Origin of the sequence: Methyloceanibacter sp., from assembly GCF_049590335.1 — a bacterium.
Classification (GTDB): Bacteria; Pseudomonadota; Alphaproteobacteria; order Rhizobiales; family Methyloligellaceae; genus Methyloceanibacter.
Map to the genome: position 1 here is coordinate 1 of NZ_JBAWCQ010000075.1, position 19,093 is coordinate 19,093.

Annotated in this window: 15 protein-coding genes and 1 tRNA gene; 10 read left to right on the forward strand and 6 right to left on the reverse strand. The window is 56.0% G+C overall.

What is annotated here, in order from left to right; genetic code table 11:
- Positions 1 to 486: 486 nt before the first annotated feature.
- Positions 487 to 1,602, reverse strand: a complete 1,116-nt coding sequence (locus WBQ77_RS05630) for a carboxymuconolactone decarboxylase family protein (RefSeq protein ID WP_424042658.1) — start codon at positions 1,600 to 1,602, stop codon at positions 487 to 489.
- Positions 1,603 to 1,863: 261 nt separating this feature from the next.
- On the opposite strand from WBQ77_RS05630, the gene WBQ77_RS05635 reads away from it, so the two are divergent.
- Positions 1,864 to 2,541, forward strand: coding sequence for a winged helix-turn-helix transcriptional regulator (locus WBQ77_RS05635; RefSeq protein ID WP_424042659.1), 678 nt, complete (start codon positions 1,864 to 1,866; stop codon positions 2,539 to 2,541).
- Between the two features lie 310 nt (positions 2,542 to 2,851).
- Complete coding sequence (locus WBQ77_RS05640; protein ID WP_424042552.1) at positions 2,852 to 3,619, forward strand: hypothetical protein; 768 nt, start codon at positions 2,852 to 2,854, stop codon at positions 3,617 to 3,619.
- 374 nt (positions 3,620 to 3,993) lie between these two features.
- On the opposite strand, the gene WBQ77_RS05645 is transcribed toward WBQ77_RS05640, so the two are convergent.
- A complete protein-coding gene (locus WBQ77_RS05645; protein ID WP_424042553.1) occupies positions 3,994 to 4,452 on the reverse strand; it encodes a protease inhibitor I42 family protein in 459 nt (152 codons plus the stop codon).
- Between the two features lie 281 nt (positions 4,453 to 4,733).
- On the opposite strand from WBQ77_RS05645, the gene WBQ77_RS05650 reads away from it, so the two are divergent.
- From WBQ77_RS05650 to WBQ77_RS05675, 6 genes are all read left to right on the forward strand, one after another.
- Positions 4,734 to 6,677: an amidohydrolase gene (locus WBQ77_RS05650; protein WP_424042554.1), complete on the forward strand. Its 1,944-nt coding sequence runs from the start codon at positions 4,734 to 4,736 to the stop codon at positions 6,675 to 6,677.
- 396 nt (positions 6,678 to 7,073) lie between these two features.
- On the forward strand, positions 7,074 to 7,283 hold the full coding sequence (locus WBQ77_RS05655; protein ID WP_424044913.1) for a cold-shock protein: 210 nt from the start codon (positions 7,074 to 7,076) through the stop codon (positions 7,281 to 7,283).
- A 312-nt stretch (positions 7,284 to 7,595) separates the two neighbouring features.
- A complete protein-coding gene (locus WBQ77_RS05660) occupies positions 7,596 to 8,786 on the forward strand; it encodes a D-alanine--D-alanine ligase family protein (protein ID WP_424059316.1) in 1,191 nt (396 codons plus the stop codon).
- Positions 8,787 to 9,643: 857 nt separating this feature from the next.
- Positions 9,644 to 9,889, forward strand: a complete 246-nt coding sequence (locus tag WBQ77_RS05665; protein WP_424043547.1) for a hypothetical protein — start codon at positions 9,644 to 9,646, stop codon at positions 9,887 to 9,889.
- A gap of 459 nt (positions 9,890 to 10,348) precedes the next feature.
- Entirely contained in the window at positions 10,349 to 12,022 is a 1,674-nt protein-coding gene (locus tag WBQ77_RS05670; protein WP_424043546.1) for a L,D-transpeptidase family protein, read from the forward strand.
- Between the two features lie 234 nt (positions 12,023 to 12,256).
- A tRNA-Thr gene (locus tag WBQ77_RS05675) sits at positions 12,257 to 12,316 on the forward strand.
- A 210-nt stretch (positions 12,317 to 12,526) separates the two neighbouring features.
- Here WBQ77_RS05675 and cydB read toward each other — a convergent pair.
- A complete protein-coding gene (gene cydB, locus WBQ77_RS05680) occupies positions 12,527 to 13,570 on the reverse strand; it encodes a cytochrome d ubiquinol oxidase subunit II (protein WP_424043545.1) in 1,044 nt (347 codons plus the stop codon).
- A 12-nt stretch (positions 13,571 to 13,582) separates the two neighbouring features.
- Positions 13,583 to 14,995 (reverse strand): cytochrome ubiquinol oxidase subunit I, encoded by a 1,413-nt coding sequence (locus tag WBQ77_RS05685; protein WP_424043544.1) that lies wholly within the window; start codon positions 14,993 to 14,995, stop codon positions 13,583 to 13,585.
- A gap of 782 nt (positions 14,996 to 15,777) precedes the next feature.
- On the opposite strand from WBQ77_RS05685, the gene WBQ77_RS05690 reads away from it, so the two are divergent.
- Together WBQ77_RS05690 and WBQ77_RS05695 are read left to right on the forward strand one after the other, a co-directional pair.
- The gene (locus WBQ77_RS05690; protein ID WP_424042524.1) at positions 15,778 to 16,626 is read left to right on the forward strand and encodes an LssY C-terminal domain-containing protein; all 849 of its coding nucleotides are present in this window, start codon (positions 15,778 to 15,780) and stop codon (positions 16,624 to 16,626) included.
- A gap of 977 nt (positions 16,627 to 17,603) precedes the next feature.
- The gene (locus WBQ77_RS05695) at positions 17,604 to 18,479 is read left to right on the forward strand and encodes an ion transporter (protein WP_424042522.1); all 876 of its coding nucleotides are present in this window, start codon (positions 17,604 to 17,606) and stop codon (positions 18,477 to 18,479) included.
- A 90-nt stretch (positions 18,480 to 18,569) separates the two neighbouring features.
- On the opposite strand, the gene WBQ77_RS05700 is transcribed toward WBQ77_RS05695, so the two are convergent.
- Positions 18,570 to 18,776 carry a hypothetical protein gene (locus WBQ77_RS05700; protein WP_424042521.1) on the reverse strand — a complete coding sequence of 69 codons (207 nt, stop codon included), beginning with the start codon at positions 18,774 to 18,776 and terminating at the stop codon, positions 18,570 to 18,572.
- Positions 18,777 to 18,797: 21 nt separating this feature from the next.
- The gene (locus WBQ77_RS05705) at positions 18,798 to 18,962 is read right to left on the reverse strand and encodes a hypothetical protein (protein WP_424042520.1); all 165 of its coding nucleotides are present in this window, start codon (positions 18,960 to 18,962) and stop codon (positions 18,798 to 18,800) included.
- Positions 18,963 to 19,093: the final 131 nt, after the last annotated feature.

A 19,093-nucleotide genomic window follows, 5' to 3' on the forward strand; every position in this document is an offset into this window, starting at 1 on the left:
ACGCTGAAAATACTGATCGAAATGTATGAGCGTGACCTTGATATCCTGAAGAATGAGCTTCGACTGAGGGAAGAAGGAACAACAGCCAGCAAAACAGCCGGTGTTGAACGCGTGCTGCGCGACATAGACGACGTAAAACACCGGTTACAGGCGTACGTCGCACTTGTTGGCGAATGACTACTGCTGACGACATCCGAGCCGTCGCGCGACACAAACGCGACATGCGAGCAAAAAACGCAATTGGATCAATGGCCCTGATCAGATTTCTAATCTGAGGGTCGCAGGTTCGAATCCTGCCGGGGTCACCAATTCAGAACAGCCAGGTCAGCCGACTTCAACGCCCAGGCTGAGGACGTCTGCTTTAACGGGTAAAGCGGACATCGTTCGAGAGGCGTCCAATGTCTGCTAATGACCCAAAGCGGACCACCGAGATAAGCATGATAAGGCATGGTATCGAGAACGAGTCCCCGACACCATGCCATCTGTCTATGCAGCCAGGCCGTAACACTTGCCTGTGGAGAGCCCAGCGGCTGATTTTGCTGCGACGATCTGAACGAAGCGGCGCGCGCCGGTGAATGATGCCCAGGCCAGGATGCGGATGAAGCGCTCCTCATCCCGGTCATCGCCCAAGACGCCCTGGGCCATACTTGCATCGACTTGGTAAGGTGCCTTGGCCAGAACAATCGCCAGCTTGGCGATGTCCCGATCCGCTCCTTGAAGCTCAGCGACCTCTGCGTCGACCCAAGAACGGCTGATGGGCATTTGCTCGCCGTTCCAGTCCTGCAATGCTGAGTCTACCGTCCGGCTAACAGCATTGGAAATCACACTCTTAGCGTTGCGCTCTACGGCCGCGGTCCACCGGGCGAGCGCGTCGGCTACGCGGGCGTTGGACTTGGCCCAGGGCATGTCCTCTGGCAGCGTCGCTGGCGGCAACAAGGACAGCGCCCGCCCGGGCTCCAGCGTAAGCCGGCGCGTAACCTCAAGCTCCGATCCGAACAGCCTCAAGGCGAGCGCCTTGATTGTCCGCAGGCCGAAGGGGGCATTGACCGGCGAGTCTTGCATGACGACGTGGCTGAAGCGGTTGATGTCGCTCATGCCCATCAGCGTGCCAAAAACCTCCGGCAGTTGGTCGGTAGCGAAGGGGTTCGGTGGAATGTAGTCATTGCCCGGCGTGGCAATCGCCCTCACCCACTCAAGACATTCACGCAGGCGCGCATTGGTCTCGGGCAGAACGTTCTGCTCGAAGATGTCGCCAGCGGCTTCATGCTCTCCGCCAGCGTGGACGAGGCTGACCAACATGTCCTCGCAATAAGGGCAGTCGTTGATCTGCGAGAGCACAGCGCTGATGGCGTCCTTGGTGGTTCGGTCCACCTTATCCTCAACCAGCATGGCCTCGCGCCCGCCTGTCCAGATGGCGGCCATCAGTTCGGGGACTTTGGAGCGGCTTGTCAGGGAACCGTTCTTGAAGAAGTCTTCTCTGATCATCTCATAAACCTGTTTGGTCAAGCCTTCCGCTTGGCGGGTTGGCACGGCGCTAACGAAGCGCATGGTCTTTACCGATAGAGTGTCGAACAACCAAAATCTGAGTGTCGCTGGCAACATGGTTCTGCTCCTTCGTTCGAGTTGGACTGTGCTGTTACCATTTCGGAATCGCGGCCATAATTTCTAGTATAAAATATGTACTGCTAAGGCGTTGGTGATGGGTTCGTTAGCAACGCCGATTTTCATATATGTTGCTGAAAATTATAGTGTAATTTAGGAACATGTTCGTGCATAGTTGCTTTGCGCAGTACGAATTTTACCCTGAATTAGGTACAAAAAATATACTGGTAGATAGGCAGCCTACGGGCTATTTTCTTTCCCATGAGCAGTTACGGACAGTTTTGCCCCATCGCGAAGGCGTCGGAGATACTCGGCGAGCGCTGGACGCACCTCATCGTCCGCGAACTCGGCGCGGGCAGTGAAACCTTCAGCGATTTGAGAAAGGGGTTGCCGCTGATCTCGCCAAGCCTGCTGTCGTCGCGACTGAAATCGCTAGAGGCTGCGGGCGTGGTGGCTCGCACGGAAACGGAGCAGGGTATCCGGTACACCCTTAGCGAGGCCGGGCGCGAGCTAAAGCCTATCATCCTGCAGGTGGGAGTCTGGGGGCATCGTTGGGCACGCAGCAAGCTTTCGCCCGAGGACCTCGATCCATCTCTACTAATGTGGGACATCCACAGGACAATGAACGTTGACTATTTTGGGGTGGAGCGGACAGTTCTCCGCTTCGAGTTCAGCGACTACGCGGCAAAGTTCCGGCGTTGGTGGCTTGTCGTCAGAGGTGGCGAAGTTGACGTCTGCATCAAGGACCCCGGCTACGACGTCGATCTGGAAGTACTGACGGACTTAAGAACTCTAACGGCTGTCTGGATGGGCGATATCGGCCTCGGGCAGGCGCTCCGGGACCGGCGGATTAGGCTCACTGGGCCAACGCAGCTAAAGCGGGACATCGCTACCTGGCTCGGCACTAACTATTTTGCCGATGTCAAACCTGCAACATAGAAGAATGAGTCCAGTTTGAATCGAGATCGCGCGCGCTGCGCCCTTACGCGGCTTTGGTAGGGTGTCCGCTTTTGGCACTTAGCGGTCATCAAGCATGAGACGCGCCACATCCGGTTTCAGGCTAAGAGCGGTCGTCTGTGATTGAGCTGGCCCTGTTCGCTAATGACCCAGAGTGGAACACGATTGGAGAGAGGGGCCCCATGCAAATAGTGAATGTTGTGCATGTATTTGGCTGCATCAAATTCACTCGCTGCATTTTTCCTCTCGGATATATATTCCCTCCAACAAAATCTTAAACGGGGGGGCATCAATGAAGCAGCGAAGCAAGCTCGCGGCGAACTTACGCTTAGCAATCATCTCCTTTCTTGCCGGTTTGCCATTGATCTTGGCCAGTGTGCCTGCTGACGCGCAGTTTTACGTTCGCTCGCCGGACGTGAAGAAGGGCCAGCTAAAGCTCGAGGAGCATGGAGCGATCTATTCGGGTCCAGGTGAAGGTGAGCGGCGGCGGCAGTCTCATGAGTTGGAGACCAAGTACGGCTTGACCGATAGGTTTGCAGCCATCGCTGAGCTGACGGCTCGCCAAAATATCGGCGAGAGCTTGAAAGCGCATCGGTTCGAGCTAGGCGGTCAGTACGAAATCATAGAGCGGGATGGAGACGGCTGGGGCCTTGCATTCCGCTCACTCTATGAGTGGGCGCTACAGGAAGGCGACCCCGACGAGATCTTGTTCGGTCCGCTCGCCAAATTTGTCCGCGGGAACGACTCCTTCACCGTCAATAGCTTCTTCATTGGCCAGGTTGGCGATCATGTCGACATTGACAGCCTGGAGCTGAAGGTCAATTGGCGCATGAAGCATGAGCTGAATGAGACGTGGGGGATAGGCGTCGAAGGCTATAGCGAGATCGAGGATCTCTCACACACGGGCACCTGGGACGACCAGAAGCACCGAGTTGGGCCGGTTGCCTATCTTGAACTTGACGGCATGCCTAACTGGGAATTCGACGCTGGCGCGCTGTTCGGCGTGTCGGATGCAACGTCTGACTTCACCTTCAAATTCAATGTCGAAGCCGCATTCTAGAATCGAACCTATACGCCTTCATTCTTAATACCTTCGCCTGTTCCTGGTGATTCGACGCAGGCACTACCCGACCTAGTGAATGTCCGCTTGTGGCACATAGCGAACCTCGATACCCAAGCCGAGCATGTCTGCTTTCAGGCGCAAACCGGAGGTGGCCCAGCCTGTTCGACTTAGGTTATTCGACCACATTGCTGCTTGGACCGGTCGATTAGTCAGATTTGCATAACGCTGCTATCCAAGTGGACAACGCTAGACGCGACACAAACGCGACATGCGAGCAAAAAACGTAATCGGATCAATGACCCTGATCCGATTCCCAATCTGAGGGCGGCAGGTTCGAGTCCTGCCCGGGTCACCAATTCAGAACAGCCAAGTCAGCCGACCTCAACGCCCAGGCTGAGGATATCTGTTTTAGGGGTAGAGCGGACATCGTTCGAGATGCGTCCAATGTCTGCTAATGACCCAAAGAGGAAGCTTATACAACGGGGGTTACCTGGAGATCGTAGCTCAATCGTTCTTTGAGTATTTGGCGACCTCTGTTCCCACGCCCTAGAATAATCGAAAACCAATCTCGTGCTGCCGGGCTTCAGTCCAGTTATACGAAACTTGAACGGCGCCGGTGCACCCACCTTACCCGGCTTCGTTTTACGACTGTTGGCATAGCCGAGGGATTCCAATCTTATTAAGCCGAGACCAGTAGATGCGGCTTTGTTGACCCGCCACTGGTAACCGGTTGAGGGATTGCCCTCTAGCTCAAAAGCCCAACTCTCACCGACACGCAGGACATGCTGCGCTCTGACCTCAAAAGGCGTGTATCCGATGACTAGCGTCATAAGAATGAGCGCTACGGCTGTCTTACCAATGGGGAGCACCTACGCCTCAGCTTCAATGAAGTTCACTAACAAGAGTCTGTCTGCCGCTCAGCTGAATGAGTACAGCACACGTACCTTTCTAGCATTTGTCATTCTTGTAGGGTCCTACTTGATTCGAAGCAAACGAAGAGAACACTTCACTTGATGATGTTTGCGGACATTTGGCTCGAGGCAAATGTCCGTTATGGTGACGCCCTGCGAAATGGACCAGCGAACCAGCAGCCGGTGGTCGGAAGTGAACCATGAGTGACATTAGTCGCCGGACAATCATCAAGGTAGGGCTCGCGAGTGCCGCTGCTATGGGGCCGCTTGGCCGAGCCTTGGCGCAAGAAAGCGATAGCCTTCAAGAGCTCGGTGGCGCCTTGCTCTCCGCGCCGGCGGCAACGATCTACACTGCGCGGGAAATCGTGACACTCGATCCCGCCAGGCCGAGTGCCCAGGCCGTGGCCGTATCCGGTGGCCGGATTCTCTGGGTCGGGAGTCTCGATGAGGTTCAGCGCGTCCTCAGCGGTCAGCACCACACTGTCGATACTAGCTTTGCCGACCAAGTGATCGTCCCGGGGTTCATCGCCCAGCACGATCATCCAGTTCTGGCTGCGCTCACCATGTCTTCGGAGATTCTCGCCATTGAAGACTGGGTACTGCCCAGCGGGACAGTTCCTGCGGTGAAGAACAAGCAGGATTTTATTGAACGCCTCGCAGTCGCTGAGGCCGCCTTGGCGAACCCGGACGAACCCCTTCTCAGCTGGGGATATCACCCGGATTTCTTCGGTCCACTGACCGGCGGCGAGATTGACGAAATCTCTGCAACCCGGCCGATCATTGTCTGGGCACGCTCCTGTCACGAGATGATCCTCAATAGCGCTACCTTGGAACGTGGCGAGGTCACACGAGAGGTTCACAATGCATTCGCGCCCTCGGCGAAGGCCCAGAGCAATTTCGAGGAAGCGCGCTTCTGGGAGCAAGGGCTTTTCGCGGTTCTGCCTCACATTGCGAGCATGGTCGCAACCCCCGAACGCCTGAAAGCGGGGCTGGAGTTAACCCGCGACTACATGCATGCCAACGGCATCACCATCGGCAACGAGCCCGGTGGCATTCTAGCAAAGCCCGTACAAGATGCGGTAAACGCCGTCTTCTCAAGTCCAGACATGCCGTTCCGATGGTCATTTACTGTGGACGCAAAGAGCATGGTTGCGAACTATAGCGACGATGCGCAGGTCATCGCCGAAACCGAAAAGCTTTCCTCCTGGTACGGAGGAATGACCAGCTTGGCATGCAACCAAGCGAAGCTTTTTGCCGACGGTGCCATCTACTCGCTTCTCATGCAGGTACGCGAGCCTTATCTCGACGGCCACGAGGGCGAGTGGATGATGGACGAGAACGCGTTTGATCGCGCCTTCCGCATCTACTGGGATGCTGGCTATCAGCTCCATATCCACGTAAATGGCGACAGAGGGCTTGACCGAGTACTCAATACGCTCGAAGCGAACCTGCGCCGCAATCCGCGTTATGACCATCGCACCGTTCTTGTGCATCTCGCGGTGAGCGCCCCCGACCAGGTGGAGCGTATAAAGTCGCTAGGTGCGATCGTTAGCGGTAATCCGTATTACGTGACCGCACTTGCCGATCAGTATTCAAAGGTAGGCCTTGGCCCGGAACGGGCGCGGTCCATGGTGCGCCTTGGCGACATCACGCGTTCGGACATTTCTTGGTCGCTCCACTCGGATATGCCGATGGCGCCTGCGGATCCGTTGTTCCTAATGTGGTGCGCCGTCAACCGGATCACAGCCTCGGGCAAAGTCGCGGGGCCCGAACAGCGCGTTACTCCCGAAAATGCCCTACGCGGCGTTACGATCGATGCTGCGCGTTCACTCAGGCTTGAGAACGAGCTTGGCAGTATCGTGGCCGGGAAGCGCGCGAACTTCACGATTCTGGCCGAGAATCCGCTCTCGGTGGATCCGATGAAGATCCGCAACGTAAGAGTTTGGGGGACCGTGATGGAAGGCAGAAAGCTGGCCGTTGGAGACGCCGCGAGAAAGGGGGGGAAGAAGGCATCGCTGGGGCCACATAGTGGTGAGGACCGAATGAACTTTGCCTACGCCGCTCTTGATCATGCCGTGAAGGTCGTCACTTGCACGCGTTCTGTGGGCGGACGAGGTTGGCCTGTAGTGACACGGCGGTCTTGAGTTATTCCGCTGACCGACTTGTTTGTCGTTCTGGGGCTACACACGGCGGATTGCCATCCAATGTCGGCTCTTGGCATATAGCGGACATCGATTTCGACGCTCAGGATGTCTGCTTATGGATGTAAAGCGGACGTGCTGCATCAGCGGCTCGATGTCTTCTAATGACCCAAAGCGGCCCATACTCGACGTGGTTCCGTGCAAGGCACCTTGTATTTCGCACTAGAAGCAGTCATGTAAACTCATCGACATTTGGCCGGACAATATGGCCGTTTCGCCCTCGCTGATTGCCAGGCGCACGTTCAGACCCCCCCAAACATCGACGAATAGGTTTTGGGCCGCGCTCCGGTGCGGCCTTGAGCGCAATTGCAACTGACTACAGCGAAAGGACGACCCCTTATGATCAAGGGCACTGTGAAATTCTACAACGACCAAAAAGGCTTCGGCTTTATCGAGCCGGAAGACGGTAGCAAGGACGTGTTTGTTCATGCCACCGCGCTTGAGCGCGCCGGCATCGGCGGGCTAGCCGAAGGCCAGAAGGTCTCTTTTGATACTGAAGTTGACAGCCGCAGCGGCAAGACCGCCGTTTCCAATATCGAGGCTGCATAGTTCCTTTGGGACCAACAGACTAGGTGAACTCAGAGCCGTCCCCTAGGGGGCGGCTTGTTAGTCTCTAGAGGGCTACGTCTTTAGCTCTGCTGCTGGAAATTGGCCGACACGCTGAGGCCGGGCCCGATCAAGTCGGTCAATATAGCCGTATCTATTGCCCGTCGTTCCTGATACCCAAAGACACTGGTCGCGGCCGAAACACAATTCGGCGTCACCAAGCTTTTTCGCGCAACAATTCACACAACGTAAGCCGGCCTCGGACTGCTCCCGCGTCCCCGAGCTGCTGCGCGTGCGTGCTTGAGAGGCCAAAAGTTGAGAAAGTTAGATTTTGACTCAGACATCTTAGGTGCAGACTTCGCCGTCTTGTCCAGCGCTGGCCAGCCGCAGGTCGAGTACGTCGAGTGCGGCCTCGAAGGCATTTTCTCCGCGCTGGACGCGGGGTTGCCTGGCGAAGGCAATCAACTGCGGCAAAGCAAACGACCTGCCGAAAACAACCATCCTGGCGATGGCAAACGCACCGAGACGATCGAAATTGTCATTGCGCCATACCTCGCCGACATTGCGGCACACCGGGACAATGTCGGGATCGAGCTGGATGAATGGCTTGTTCTCAAGATCCTATCAGCCAGCTACCGCCATGTGTCTATCACCCAGATCAGCACCCGAAGGCATCTGGAGCAATTGGCGGCTCGGCAGCCGGACTTAGTGTTCTCGGGGGTCAAATACTTCTCTTTCGATGGCCGCGATGTATGGCTTAATGATTTTCTCGACCTGCACGGTATTGCCTACGTCGCGTCGGACAAGGCTGCTCTCGACAAAGAGCACGATAAGGTTCGCGCCAAACGGATCATGCAAGGCGCCAATGTGGCGACAGCGAAGTTTTTCTCTACCGCACCCGAAGAGCATCCGAACGCGGAAAGCATTCCTCTTGCCTTTCCGCTCTTCGTGAAACCCGTCGAAGGCGGCGATAGCCGGGGTGTAGACGCCGACTCCGTCGTGCATGACATTGAGGGTTTCCGGCGCAAGGTGCATGATATTCATGAGACCCATTTGTCCCGCGCATTGGTGGAGGCGCATCTCTCGGGTCGGGAGTACAGCGTCGGCATCTTAGAGGACGCATCGAGCGGAACGCTCCGCGCCATGCCTATCGAGATCGTCGCGGCTCCAAACCGGAACGGGGACCGCGTTCTCGACTTCGACATCAAGAAACAGGATGCAGAAGCGGTCAAGCAGGTCATGGACATGACCGTTCATGCTCAGCTCTGCGATTTAGCGAGGGCGGCATTCCGAGCTCTGGGTGGCAAGTCGTTGGGGCGCATCGACATCATGATGGATCACGAGAACGTGCCGCATTTCATCGAAGCTAACCTGATGCCCGGCCTGCGCAAAGGGTATTTCTATCGGGGCTGCGTGCTCAATCTCGGCATGACCTATGAAGAGATGATACTCACTATCGCGGATAACGGCCTTGCAGCCCATTGCCGATATTCTCAAGCCGGATAGACCGAAAGGTGAGGCTGACTTCCGCTTTTGGCACATAGCGGACATCGATAACGACGCTTTGGATGTCTGCTTTCGGGTGCAAAGCGTTCGTCGCGAAGTCGCGGTCTAATGTCCGCTGGTGACCCAAAGCGGACATCGGAGCGATGCTCTTATGGTGTTGGTTAGATCTTCGGCGCAAAAGGCGCTTTCCTGCTCGCACTGAAAACCGTCAACGGCGCTTCTTGGATCCGCTCTTCTGAGCCGGATTGCCACGCGGTCCGGATGATGGGAACGGGGAGGCGGAAGGCGGCGTCCCCTTTTTCTTGTCCTGCTTCGGCTTCTTCTTTTCGCGGTTACTCTTCTGTTGGCCTTTTGCCATGGGGCACTCCTCTGTATATGACCAAATGTCATCTGAATATATCATTCAAGCAGAGCACCCTATAACAGATTTATCAGACATTATTACTAGCGATACGTTGAAATATAAATATTTTGATGACTTATTACGATCATCTTGAGGACCTATTGATAACACATGAATTCTATAAATGGCTATTAACAGAATTTTATTAGAAGAGACTAATAACAATGACAGCCACAATAAATCATTTTGAATCTGATAGCCGATTTCCATACGTACTCGTTTTCAGCACTGGGCTAACAATCGTTGGTCTTGCAGTGGTATATCTTACTTCCTCCCTTATTCTATAAGGAGGTAGGTAAGCACTGGGGAAGAGTCCAAAATCAAAAATGGACAGCCCTGACTGCCGAGCCTTTTGTTTGGTGGCCTGCTGACAGAAGGGAGGAGTTCGACAATGACACTGTCATCGCTTCGCCGAGCCGTTGCAATGGGGCAGCCTGTGCGCTTTTGACCCCCCATGCCGGCGATCGCGCAGGAGGCCCCGACGCCGCCCGACGTCGAGGAAATGGCAAAGGAAGCCTATATCTTCACCTATCCGCTGGTGATGATGTACCGGACCATGTACCTGCAAGCCATCGACGATGAAACAGGCGTCGGATTCGGTAATTGGCTTCACCTTGGCATGTCGTCGCCAGACGACACCGACATTGTGACGCCCAACTGTCAGGCCAACAAACTTATGGGGCCCTTTCCTATTCTCTGATTCGAGAAATGTGAAGACAAACCGGAAGTGTTCTCCCGTTGTCTGCTTTTGGCACTTAGCGGATATCGCTTTCTGCGCTCAGGATGTCTGCTTATGGACGTAAAGCGGTCGTCGCGAAGTCGCGGTCTAGTGTCCGCTAGTGACCCAAAGCGGCCCTCGATTGTCAGACGGACCACGTCCGCTTGGGGCTGTGGAGTGGACGTCGGCAGTCAGCCAGATGATATTCGCCAATGACCCGAAGCAGATAAAATTCAACGTGCTCTGCCGGGCATGTTAACCTAGCGCGTCTCGGGCATATCCGGGATCGTTGGTTTCCTGATATGATATATGGCGCAGCCAACGGGGCGCGACTTTGCCGAAGACGCATAGCGCGGTTGAAGTAGTCTAGGCAGAGGAGATCGACACAAGCGTTACGGTGTCAATTTGCGGGTCTTATATTCGGCACAGAAAGCTCGGTTTATGCGTCGGCCGGCCAAAGTCATGCTTCTTTGCTCGGCGGGCATTTGCGCGCTTGCTATAGCCCTAGCCTTTGGCTTGGTCTCGAGCAAAAAAGAGCAGGAACTCGCATCGGCCATCGTTGTCGAGATCGAGAGGAATGAAGCCTCCGCGATCGTGGTGGAGATAGACGACAATCCTCCTTCTCCACGAGCAATTCCCGCCGAGGTGGCCGAGGTCAATGCCGCACAGGCTGCGAATAATGAGCAACCCTCTATAGACAAAATAGGCTCCGAGCCCGAAGCGCCGGAGAAGCTATACATTGCCAACGCAATTCGCCTCAAGTTGAGTGACCCGATTTTGCGAAAGGGCTCCCACTCGGATGACCTTGCCGCTGTTGAGACATTTTACGAAGGTCACAGCGGTCCCGCGCTCTGGGTAGACAAGTCTGGGATCTCAACAGCTGGAAAGGCTGTTCTCGGCGAATTAGCGAAGGCTAAAGATTGGGCTCTTGAACCGGCGGACTTTGTGGTTCCGCCGTCGGACTACCGGCCAGCTGCCGCAAAAGATCAGGCAGCCGCTGAGATGGCCATCAGCTTAGCTCTATTGAAATATGCTCGCTACGCACGCGGTGGTCGCTTAGACCCGTCGAGCCTGAGCGAGCTCATCGACCAGACGCCGCCCCTTCGTGATCCGAAGACAGTTCTCTCAGAGATTGCCAAGGCAGACAAACTGGACCGCTATTTGACGGAGCTGCATCCAAAGCATCGTCAGTTTTCTCTCCTGCGGGACGCCTTGTTAAGAGCAAGGGCCAAAGAGCAGACGGATCCCAATGAGACAGAGAGAATCCTAGTCAATATTGAACGGTGGCGCTGGATGCCGGAGGAACTGGGTGCGCCCCACGTCTGGCTGAATACGCCCGAATTTATGATGCATGTGGTAAAAGGAGAGAGGATTATCCACTCAGAAAAAATAGTGGTGGGCAAACCGCGCTATGCGACGCCAATTTTTTCGGCCAGCATGAAGAGTATTGTCTTTAATCCAAAATGGACCGTGCCGCCCACCATCGTCAGAGAAGACCTGCTTCCGAAACTGCGCAAGGGAGGCGGCTGGTTTGGCGGCGGCGGCAATACTGCCGTCCTAAAGCAACACAGATTGAAGGTTTTCTATAAGGGTCGCCGGGTTGATCCCAAAAAGATCAACTGGAACAAGGTCAATATGTCCGCAGTCAGCTTCGTACAAGCGCCAGGCCCTAAAAACTATTTGGGCAAAGTGAAGTTCCTATATCCGAACAAGCACATCGTCTATATGCATGACACGATCAAGCGCGGTCCTTTTAAGAAGGAGATCCGTTCTGAGGGACACCACTGTCCACGCGTTGACAACCCCGGAACGGTCGCGGCGGTACTCCTTGCCGAAGACAAAGGCTGGGAAAGGACCAAGATAGATGAGTTGCTCAAGAAGGGCAGAGACAGTGAGGTTAACCTAGACGACCCCATCCCCGTGCATACGACTTACTTCACTGCTGTGGTTGACGCGGATGGGCAGCTACAGACTTTTGGAGACCTCTATAAGTTGGACAAGGTCATCATCCGGGCTCTCGCCGATGGAAAGAAGGCAGTGAAAGCATCCGTCGAAGCCTCTGCGCCGCCGCTCCCGTGGGAAAGCACCAGTCGAAAGAGCTTGGCAGAATTCTAGCCTTACCTGTGTCTAGTCCCGAACATCCGCTATTGGCACTTAGGGGACCCGATACCCAAGCCGAGTATGTCTGCTTTCGGGCGCAAACCGGACGTGATCCCGCCTATTCGACATATGTTGTTCGACCACATCGCTGCTTTGAACGTATCATTGTTCAGATGAGCATAGGGCTGCGATCAAAGCGGACAACGCTAGACGCAACAGAAACGCGACATGCCGGCAGAAAACGTAATCAGATCAACGGTCCTGATCAGATTCGTAATCTGACGGCCGCAGGTTCGAGTCCTGCAGGGGTCGGCACTTCTAATCTCAGAAGTTTTTTGGTGATGGCGATTTGTTGGCCATCAAGCCTATTCAATAAATAGAAGTCCGCGTAACACGAACGCAGCCACGATGGTGGCCAGCCCGCTTCCTATAGCTAGCAGAGCGAACCAAACGAGACGTTTCGAAAGCGGAATGTCACGATCGCCATCGTCGGCCGGTGGTGCGGGCGTTAAAAACCAATCAGGCATGATAGCCGTCTCCCGGTTTTACTTTTCCCCAGAAGAGCCGATACACATAAGCTGTGTATAGCAGGATCAAGGGCAGCATAATCCCAGCACCGACTAACATGAGCCCAAGGGCATTGTCTCGTGCAGCTGCCTGCCAAAGGTTGAATTCGAAAGGCACAAGCCACGGATACAAGCTGATCGCTAGACCGACATAACCTGAAAGAAAGATGCCAGTAGCTAGAAGATATGGCCGCCAATCAGGACCTGACTGAGGCGTTCCGATGCGCATCAGGTCACTCGCCAGCCAAACTGTTAGAGCGAAACCCGCCAGAGGAACAGGGCTGAGCGGCAGCATCTTTCCAAAATCGAACTCAGTCATTGATAGTCCCCAACGCTCGGTGACGCGTGGGTCCACCGATAGCGTCGCGAGACTAACGAGCGCGAAACAAATCGACACAGCGATCAATGCAATCAAACCAAAGCGCTTGGCCTTAAGCTGCAACTCTCCTTCAGTCTTTAGCACTAACCAGCAGGCTCCAAGAAGGATATAGCCAATCGTAACGGACACACCGGTTAGTACTGAGAACGGCGATAGCCAGTCGAAGGCGCTGCCGGCGAAGCTCCTGCCATCGGTCTCGAAACCGGTGATGAATGAACCAAGGATCAGGCCCTGGCTGAAGGCGGCCACAAGCGAACCACCATAGAAAGCGCCATTCCAAAAGCCGCGAGTCGTCTGCCGCACGGCCTTGTGACGGAACTCGAACGCCACGCCGCGGAAGATTAACGCCGCAAGCATCACAAGTACGGGCAGGTAGACCGCGGGCATGATTACGGCGTAGGCGAGCGGAAAGGCAGCAAAAAGCCCGCCACCGCCGAGTACAAGCCAGGTCTCATTGCCATCCCAAACCGGCTCGATAGTCGCCGTCATCATGTTGCGTTCTTCGTCGTCCTTGGCGAATGCGCTTACCATGCCGACGCCGAGGTCCATGCCGTCAAGCAGGACGTACATCATAACTGCAACAGCGATCAGGACGGCCCAGATCAGTGGGAGATCCATGGTCCTACCTTCCTATTCAGCAGCCACAATGTCGCCCGGCACTTTGGCGGGTTCATCGACGGCGCCGAGCGGCGATCCGGGTGCACGGCGGCTATCCGTGGGTGGCCCCGCCAAATCCTCATCAAAGCCGCGAGTCGCAATCCGTGCCATATAGACAGCACCCGCCGTAAATACGATGGCGTACACTACCATGAAGACCAGTAGAGACGTCGCCACCTGACCGGCTGAGACCGGCGCAACGCTTTCGGCTGTGGTGAGATGACCATAGACGGTCCAAGGTTGGCGCCCGACCTCGGCGGTGATCCAGCCGGTCAGAACGGCGACGAAGCCTAGCGAACCTGATGGGACAGCAAGCCAGTGGAAAAGACCTGGCCTGTCTATAGTGCCCCGCCACCACTTCCAGACCCCCCAAAACCCCAGCGCCAACAGGACGAGGCCCGCGCCAACCATGATCCGAAAACTCCAGAAAACTAACCAGAAGGGTGGCCGCTCTTCTTCTGCGAAGGCCTCCAGCCCTTTGAGTTCACCGCTGGCATTTGCAAACAAAATTGGACTTGTGTTTGGAATGGTCAGTGTGTCTAGGCCGCATTCGTTGTTCGCTGGCCAAGCCAGAAGGACTGAGCCCTGAACATCTTTCGTTTCACACCAGCCTTCCATCGTAGCAATCTTTGCTGGCTGGTATTCATGCGCGACTTCTCCAGACCAATGCCCGGCCCAGATTTGAAGCGGCATAAGAACGGCGAGGGTGCCCACGGCCATTCGTGTCTGCCAGCGCGTTGGTTCGGAAGACCGGTCCCGCAGCATCTGCCACGCCCCCGCGGCGAGAACTACCGCCGCAGTCGTCACGAAAGCCGCCAGCATCATATGAACGTACCGGGAGGGAAAACTTGGATTGAAGATCACAGCAATCCAGTCAGTCGCGTAGAAAGTGCCCGTCTCATCGTCAACAGCAAAGCCAGTTGGCGTTTGCATCCAGCTATTTGCCGACAGGATCCAGAAGGCCGAGATCGACGTGCCGACCGCCACGGCGCACGTTGCCACGAAATGCAACGTATTACCGACCTTGTTCCAACCGAACAACATTACACCTAGGAATGTCGCTTCGAGGAAGAACGCCGTCAGCACCTCGTAGCCTAGCAGTGGACCCAGAACAGAACCCGTCTTGTCAGCAAATACAGACCAGTTGGTCCCAAATTGGTAGGACATAACCACGCCTGACACGACGCCCATAGCGAAGGCGAGCGCGAAAATCTTCACCCAGTGGAGATAGAGGCGTTTGAAGACGTCCCAACCGGTCTTCAGCCAAAGGCCCTCGCTCACGGCAAGGAAAGCGGCGAGGCCAATCGTAAAGGCCGGAAAAAGTATGTGAAACGCGATCACAAATGCAAATTGGATTCGCGAAAGCAATAACGCGTCGAATTCCATAGTTTCTCTCGTCGCTCCAGAAATTGAACCTAAGGAAACACGCAGATAGTCGAATATGCGCGTTTGTCGAGCCACCCCGCAAGGGTCTACATACAAAATTCACGCGGCACTGGAGGCTTCAATTGTTCACCGACGTTCGAAATAGAACTTACCCTTCTAGGTCTGATGATGCCTTGACGACTTCAATGCTGAGTTTGTGTCCGACTTCTGGACATTGCCCAAACGAGGCTTCTTCATTGGGCTAAGTGGTTTGCGGCGCCCTACTTTGGACGGTCTTTCCCGTCTGCCTTAAGCTGGTATCCCTCAGAAAATAGACGAACTCTGCTCTCAGGCCGTGTGACGGTTGGCGTCACAGAGCATATGAGTTGAGTAGGATGAATCGCGGTGGGCTGCGGTTCGGCCTGACCGTAAAGCTATATCGCACCAGTATGTGACCGGGCTTGTATAGCGAGGGACGCTAGTAAGATGAATCTCATGACGACGGAACGGAACGCCGCTCCCAACCACCGCCTGAAGGACAAAGCCTCACTCGTCACCAGCACCACCCACGAAATGGGGCTTGACGTCGCTCGCGCAATCGCGGCCTCCGGCCCCGTCCATCACCGGAACGACAATTTCAGCGGACGGCGACTTGACGGCACACTGACCGCGCAGCGCGTATCCCGGTGGGTAGTTCCCATTCGTCGTGGCAAAACGACTACAGCACTTATGAACCCAAAATCCATCTGTGACAGTACGTTCTCTGCGGCACGCAGACCCGAATCTATGCTTTATTCGGGCCCGTGAGACTCGTAATTTTGATCCTGCAGCGCTCAGCAATCTTGAGCCTTGGCCTCGTTGGCATCTGGCTGATCGTCAATGTATTTCAATCGGTTGACGACGAACTGCCGTCGGTCTTAGCGCTTGCGGCGACCTACGCCCTCGCGGCCTATGTCATCCTTCCCTATTTCGTGCGGATGGGTCTGATGGTGCTGCGGCACCAGCACGTCCCGCACTTCACCATCACTGGCGACGGCCTGCCGGGCGATCCGGTTAATCTCGCGCTAATCGGGACATTCGACGAGCTGCGCGACGCATTTGCTGCGGCCGGCTGGCACGAGGCCGACCCACTGACCTTGTCGAGCTCCTGGGGCATGGTAAAAGCGTTTGTTTTGAATAGCGCCTACCCCAAAGCCCCGTTTTCGACCCTGTACTTGTTCGGGCGCGGTCAGGATATCGGCTTCCAGAAAGCCATCGGCAACAGTCCCCGAAAGCGGCACCACGTGCGTTTCTGGGCCAAGTGTCTGACTGAGGCCGAAACCGTCGACGATATTTTCTGGCATGGGACCAACCGGCCGGATACCCGCGAACCGGTGCTTTGGGTCGGGGCCGGCACTAAGGATACGGGCTTCTCGTTGACGCGCCTCACCTTCCAGATCACCCATGCCACAGACGCTGATACCAACGCTGAACGGGACTTCGTTATGGCCGAACTCGCCCGACAAGGCGCCATTGGCATCGTCGATCTGTATGACGCCGGCGAGGAGATTTCTGCCGGAACCGTGAACCACTACGTGACGGACGGCATCATCGCGGTCGCACCGCTGGTGACCAATGAAGCTCGTCGCGGGACCGGGGCACGCATGGCCTAAGCGCCTGCAAGCAAAGCCGGACAACCGCCGCAAGCCGGAGCCCCGTGAACCAGAAGGCTGCGTGTACGAGAGAGGGCCGGATGCGAGAAAGCCACGGCCGCAATATGGCGGCCAGGGTTTTTTGTGGACCAGACAATAGTCAGGGAAGTTCAGACCCTAGACCGCCTCAATGACAGATTCATAACAATCTGCCCCGCAAGATTTTTCATCCAATTCATTCCCCTGCGCAGTGCATTGGATAGGGTGAACCGTGCAGAAGGAGGGTCCGGCACTGCGGGTCATGATGCGATTCTCAATTCCCGTCGAACGGGGGAACGAAGCCTATTGGGACGGCAGCCTAGGCCAGGCCATCGAGGCGGTCATTGCCAAAATTCAACGAGCCGAAGTTTGCCGCGCTCGATGCTGCGATCGACATTGTTCCGGCCCTGACGCTCGACGACCTTAAGCGCGGCCTCTCGTCCTAGTGGCACGACAGGCGCTAAACGTCCTCGCGCCTCACGAGGGGGGGCGGCAGCCTCCGCTCGGCGGGGCATTTGCCCTGCACCGCCGCATAGGCCTGCATCCGCCTCTCTTTGACCTTCTGCCACGCAGCATAGGCGACCAGGCAGAGCCACCACGACAGCCACGCTGAGGAGCAGCGTCGACTTAAGGGGCGCGATCGGCGTCCCGAGCATTGTGAGCGTCAGCACCAGAATGCCGACCGTTACGGAAAACGAACACCAAAAACGCGAAGGCCGCAGCCAAGGGAGCCAAGGCACTAAACGCATCGGCTACTTCCAGTTTGCACCGATTGAACTCTTCAAGAGCTTTATCGCAGCTGTCATCGGTCATCACCGAGCGCTTCCATCGTATCTAGACCACCATGGCCCATACGGACTAAGAGGAGACACGCGCACCGTCATACGGCTTTCAACCACAATCCTCACTAGGATCGCCAATCACTGCACTGCCACCAAGGGTCCGAGACAGAGAGACGCATGAGCGACAAGACAACGATGGACTGGGCCTCCGGTCTGAGAAAATTCTTTATCGATATTCGTAGCAACAAGCTCTTCGAGTTGTTCGTGATCGCCATCATCGTGATCTCCGCGCTCAAGGTTGGGATCGGCACCTACCCGCTGGGGCCAAACCTCACCGCCGCGCTCAAGGGTCTCGACTACGCCGTCACGATCTTTTTTCTGGTCGAGATCCTGATCCGGATTGCCGCGGAGCCCAACCTGAAGCGGTTCTTCTCCAAAGGGTGGAACATCTTCGACTTCGTGATCGTGACCGCGAGCCTCATTCCGATCGACGAAAGCGAGATGGCACTTTTGGGACGCCTCCTACGTATTTTCCGCGTCCTACGGCTCGTATCGATGATCCCGGAACTGCAGGTGCTGCTGAACGCTCTCCTGCAGGCCATCCCGCGCATGGGCTACGTGTCTCTCTTGATGTTCATCATCTTCTACATCTATGGCGCGGCCGGGAGCATCTTCTTTAGCGAGATCAATCCGGTGCTCTGGGGCAATATCTCCATCGCCATGCTGACCCTGTTCCGCGTGGCCACGTTCGAGGATTGGACCGACGTGATGTACGAGACCATGGAGGTCTACCCGTTGAGCTGGATTTTCTATCTCAGCTTCATCTTTTTGGTTGCCTTCATTTTCTTGAACATGATGATCGGCATCGTAATCCAGACGCTGCAGAGCGAGCACGAGAAGATCGAAGCGAACAACACACCTGCGCCCGAGATGATCGCGAGCGAAAATCCCATCACGGCGCCGTCGATCGATGTGCGTCTGAAACGGATCGAAGCGCAGCTTGAGAACCTATCCGATACACTTTCGAACGCGCCAAGGCGCAGCACGACCTAGGGCACCGGGGGTTTCGGCCTCCCAACAAAATAGGGCCGGCGCCCTTAAGGACGCCGGCCAGGATGCGGGTGGAGAGAAAGGACGCTTGGTCTATCCGGCGATTCGCGCTGTGCCCGACCGGCAGTCACTGCGAACCCAGCGCACGATGTTCTTTTCCTGCTCGCTGAGCGCGTAGCAATAGGTCGCGCCGTCCACCCAGTTGGACCATTTCTGGCAAAGCTTGTGGCCTTTCACCCACCATTTCCCGTGGTCTGACCCGCCATTGCTGCCGGAGAATGCCGCGGCGAAAGTGCTCATGCGGCCGGTCATGGTTCCGCGCTAGGAATACCGGATCGGCAGTTCGAAACCGGAAATCTTGAGCACGACGGTGTTGTCCGAAACGGCGTTACGCAGGACATCGCCCGACAAGGTCGTGCTCGCCGCACCGGCGGCACCGGCACTGGCGGCGCAAATCGCGACGAAGGCGGCAATCTTGAGAGCCATCTGCTACATGGGATCATCCTTTACTCTGAAACTGTTTCGCAGGGTCGCGCCTTTCCCTAGCTCGGCGCGGGCTTCAATCGGCTGAGCGGAAGTCCTACCTCTCCTGATGATCAGTCTCGCAAAGCAGCGCT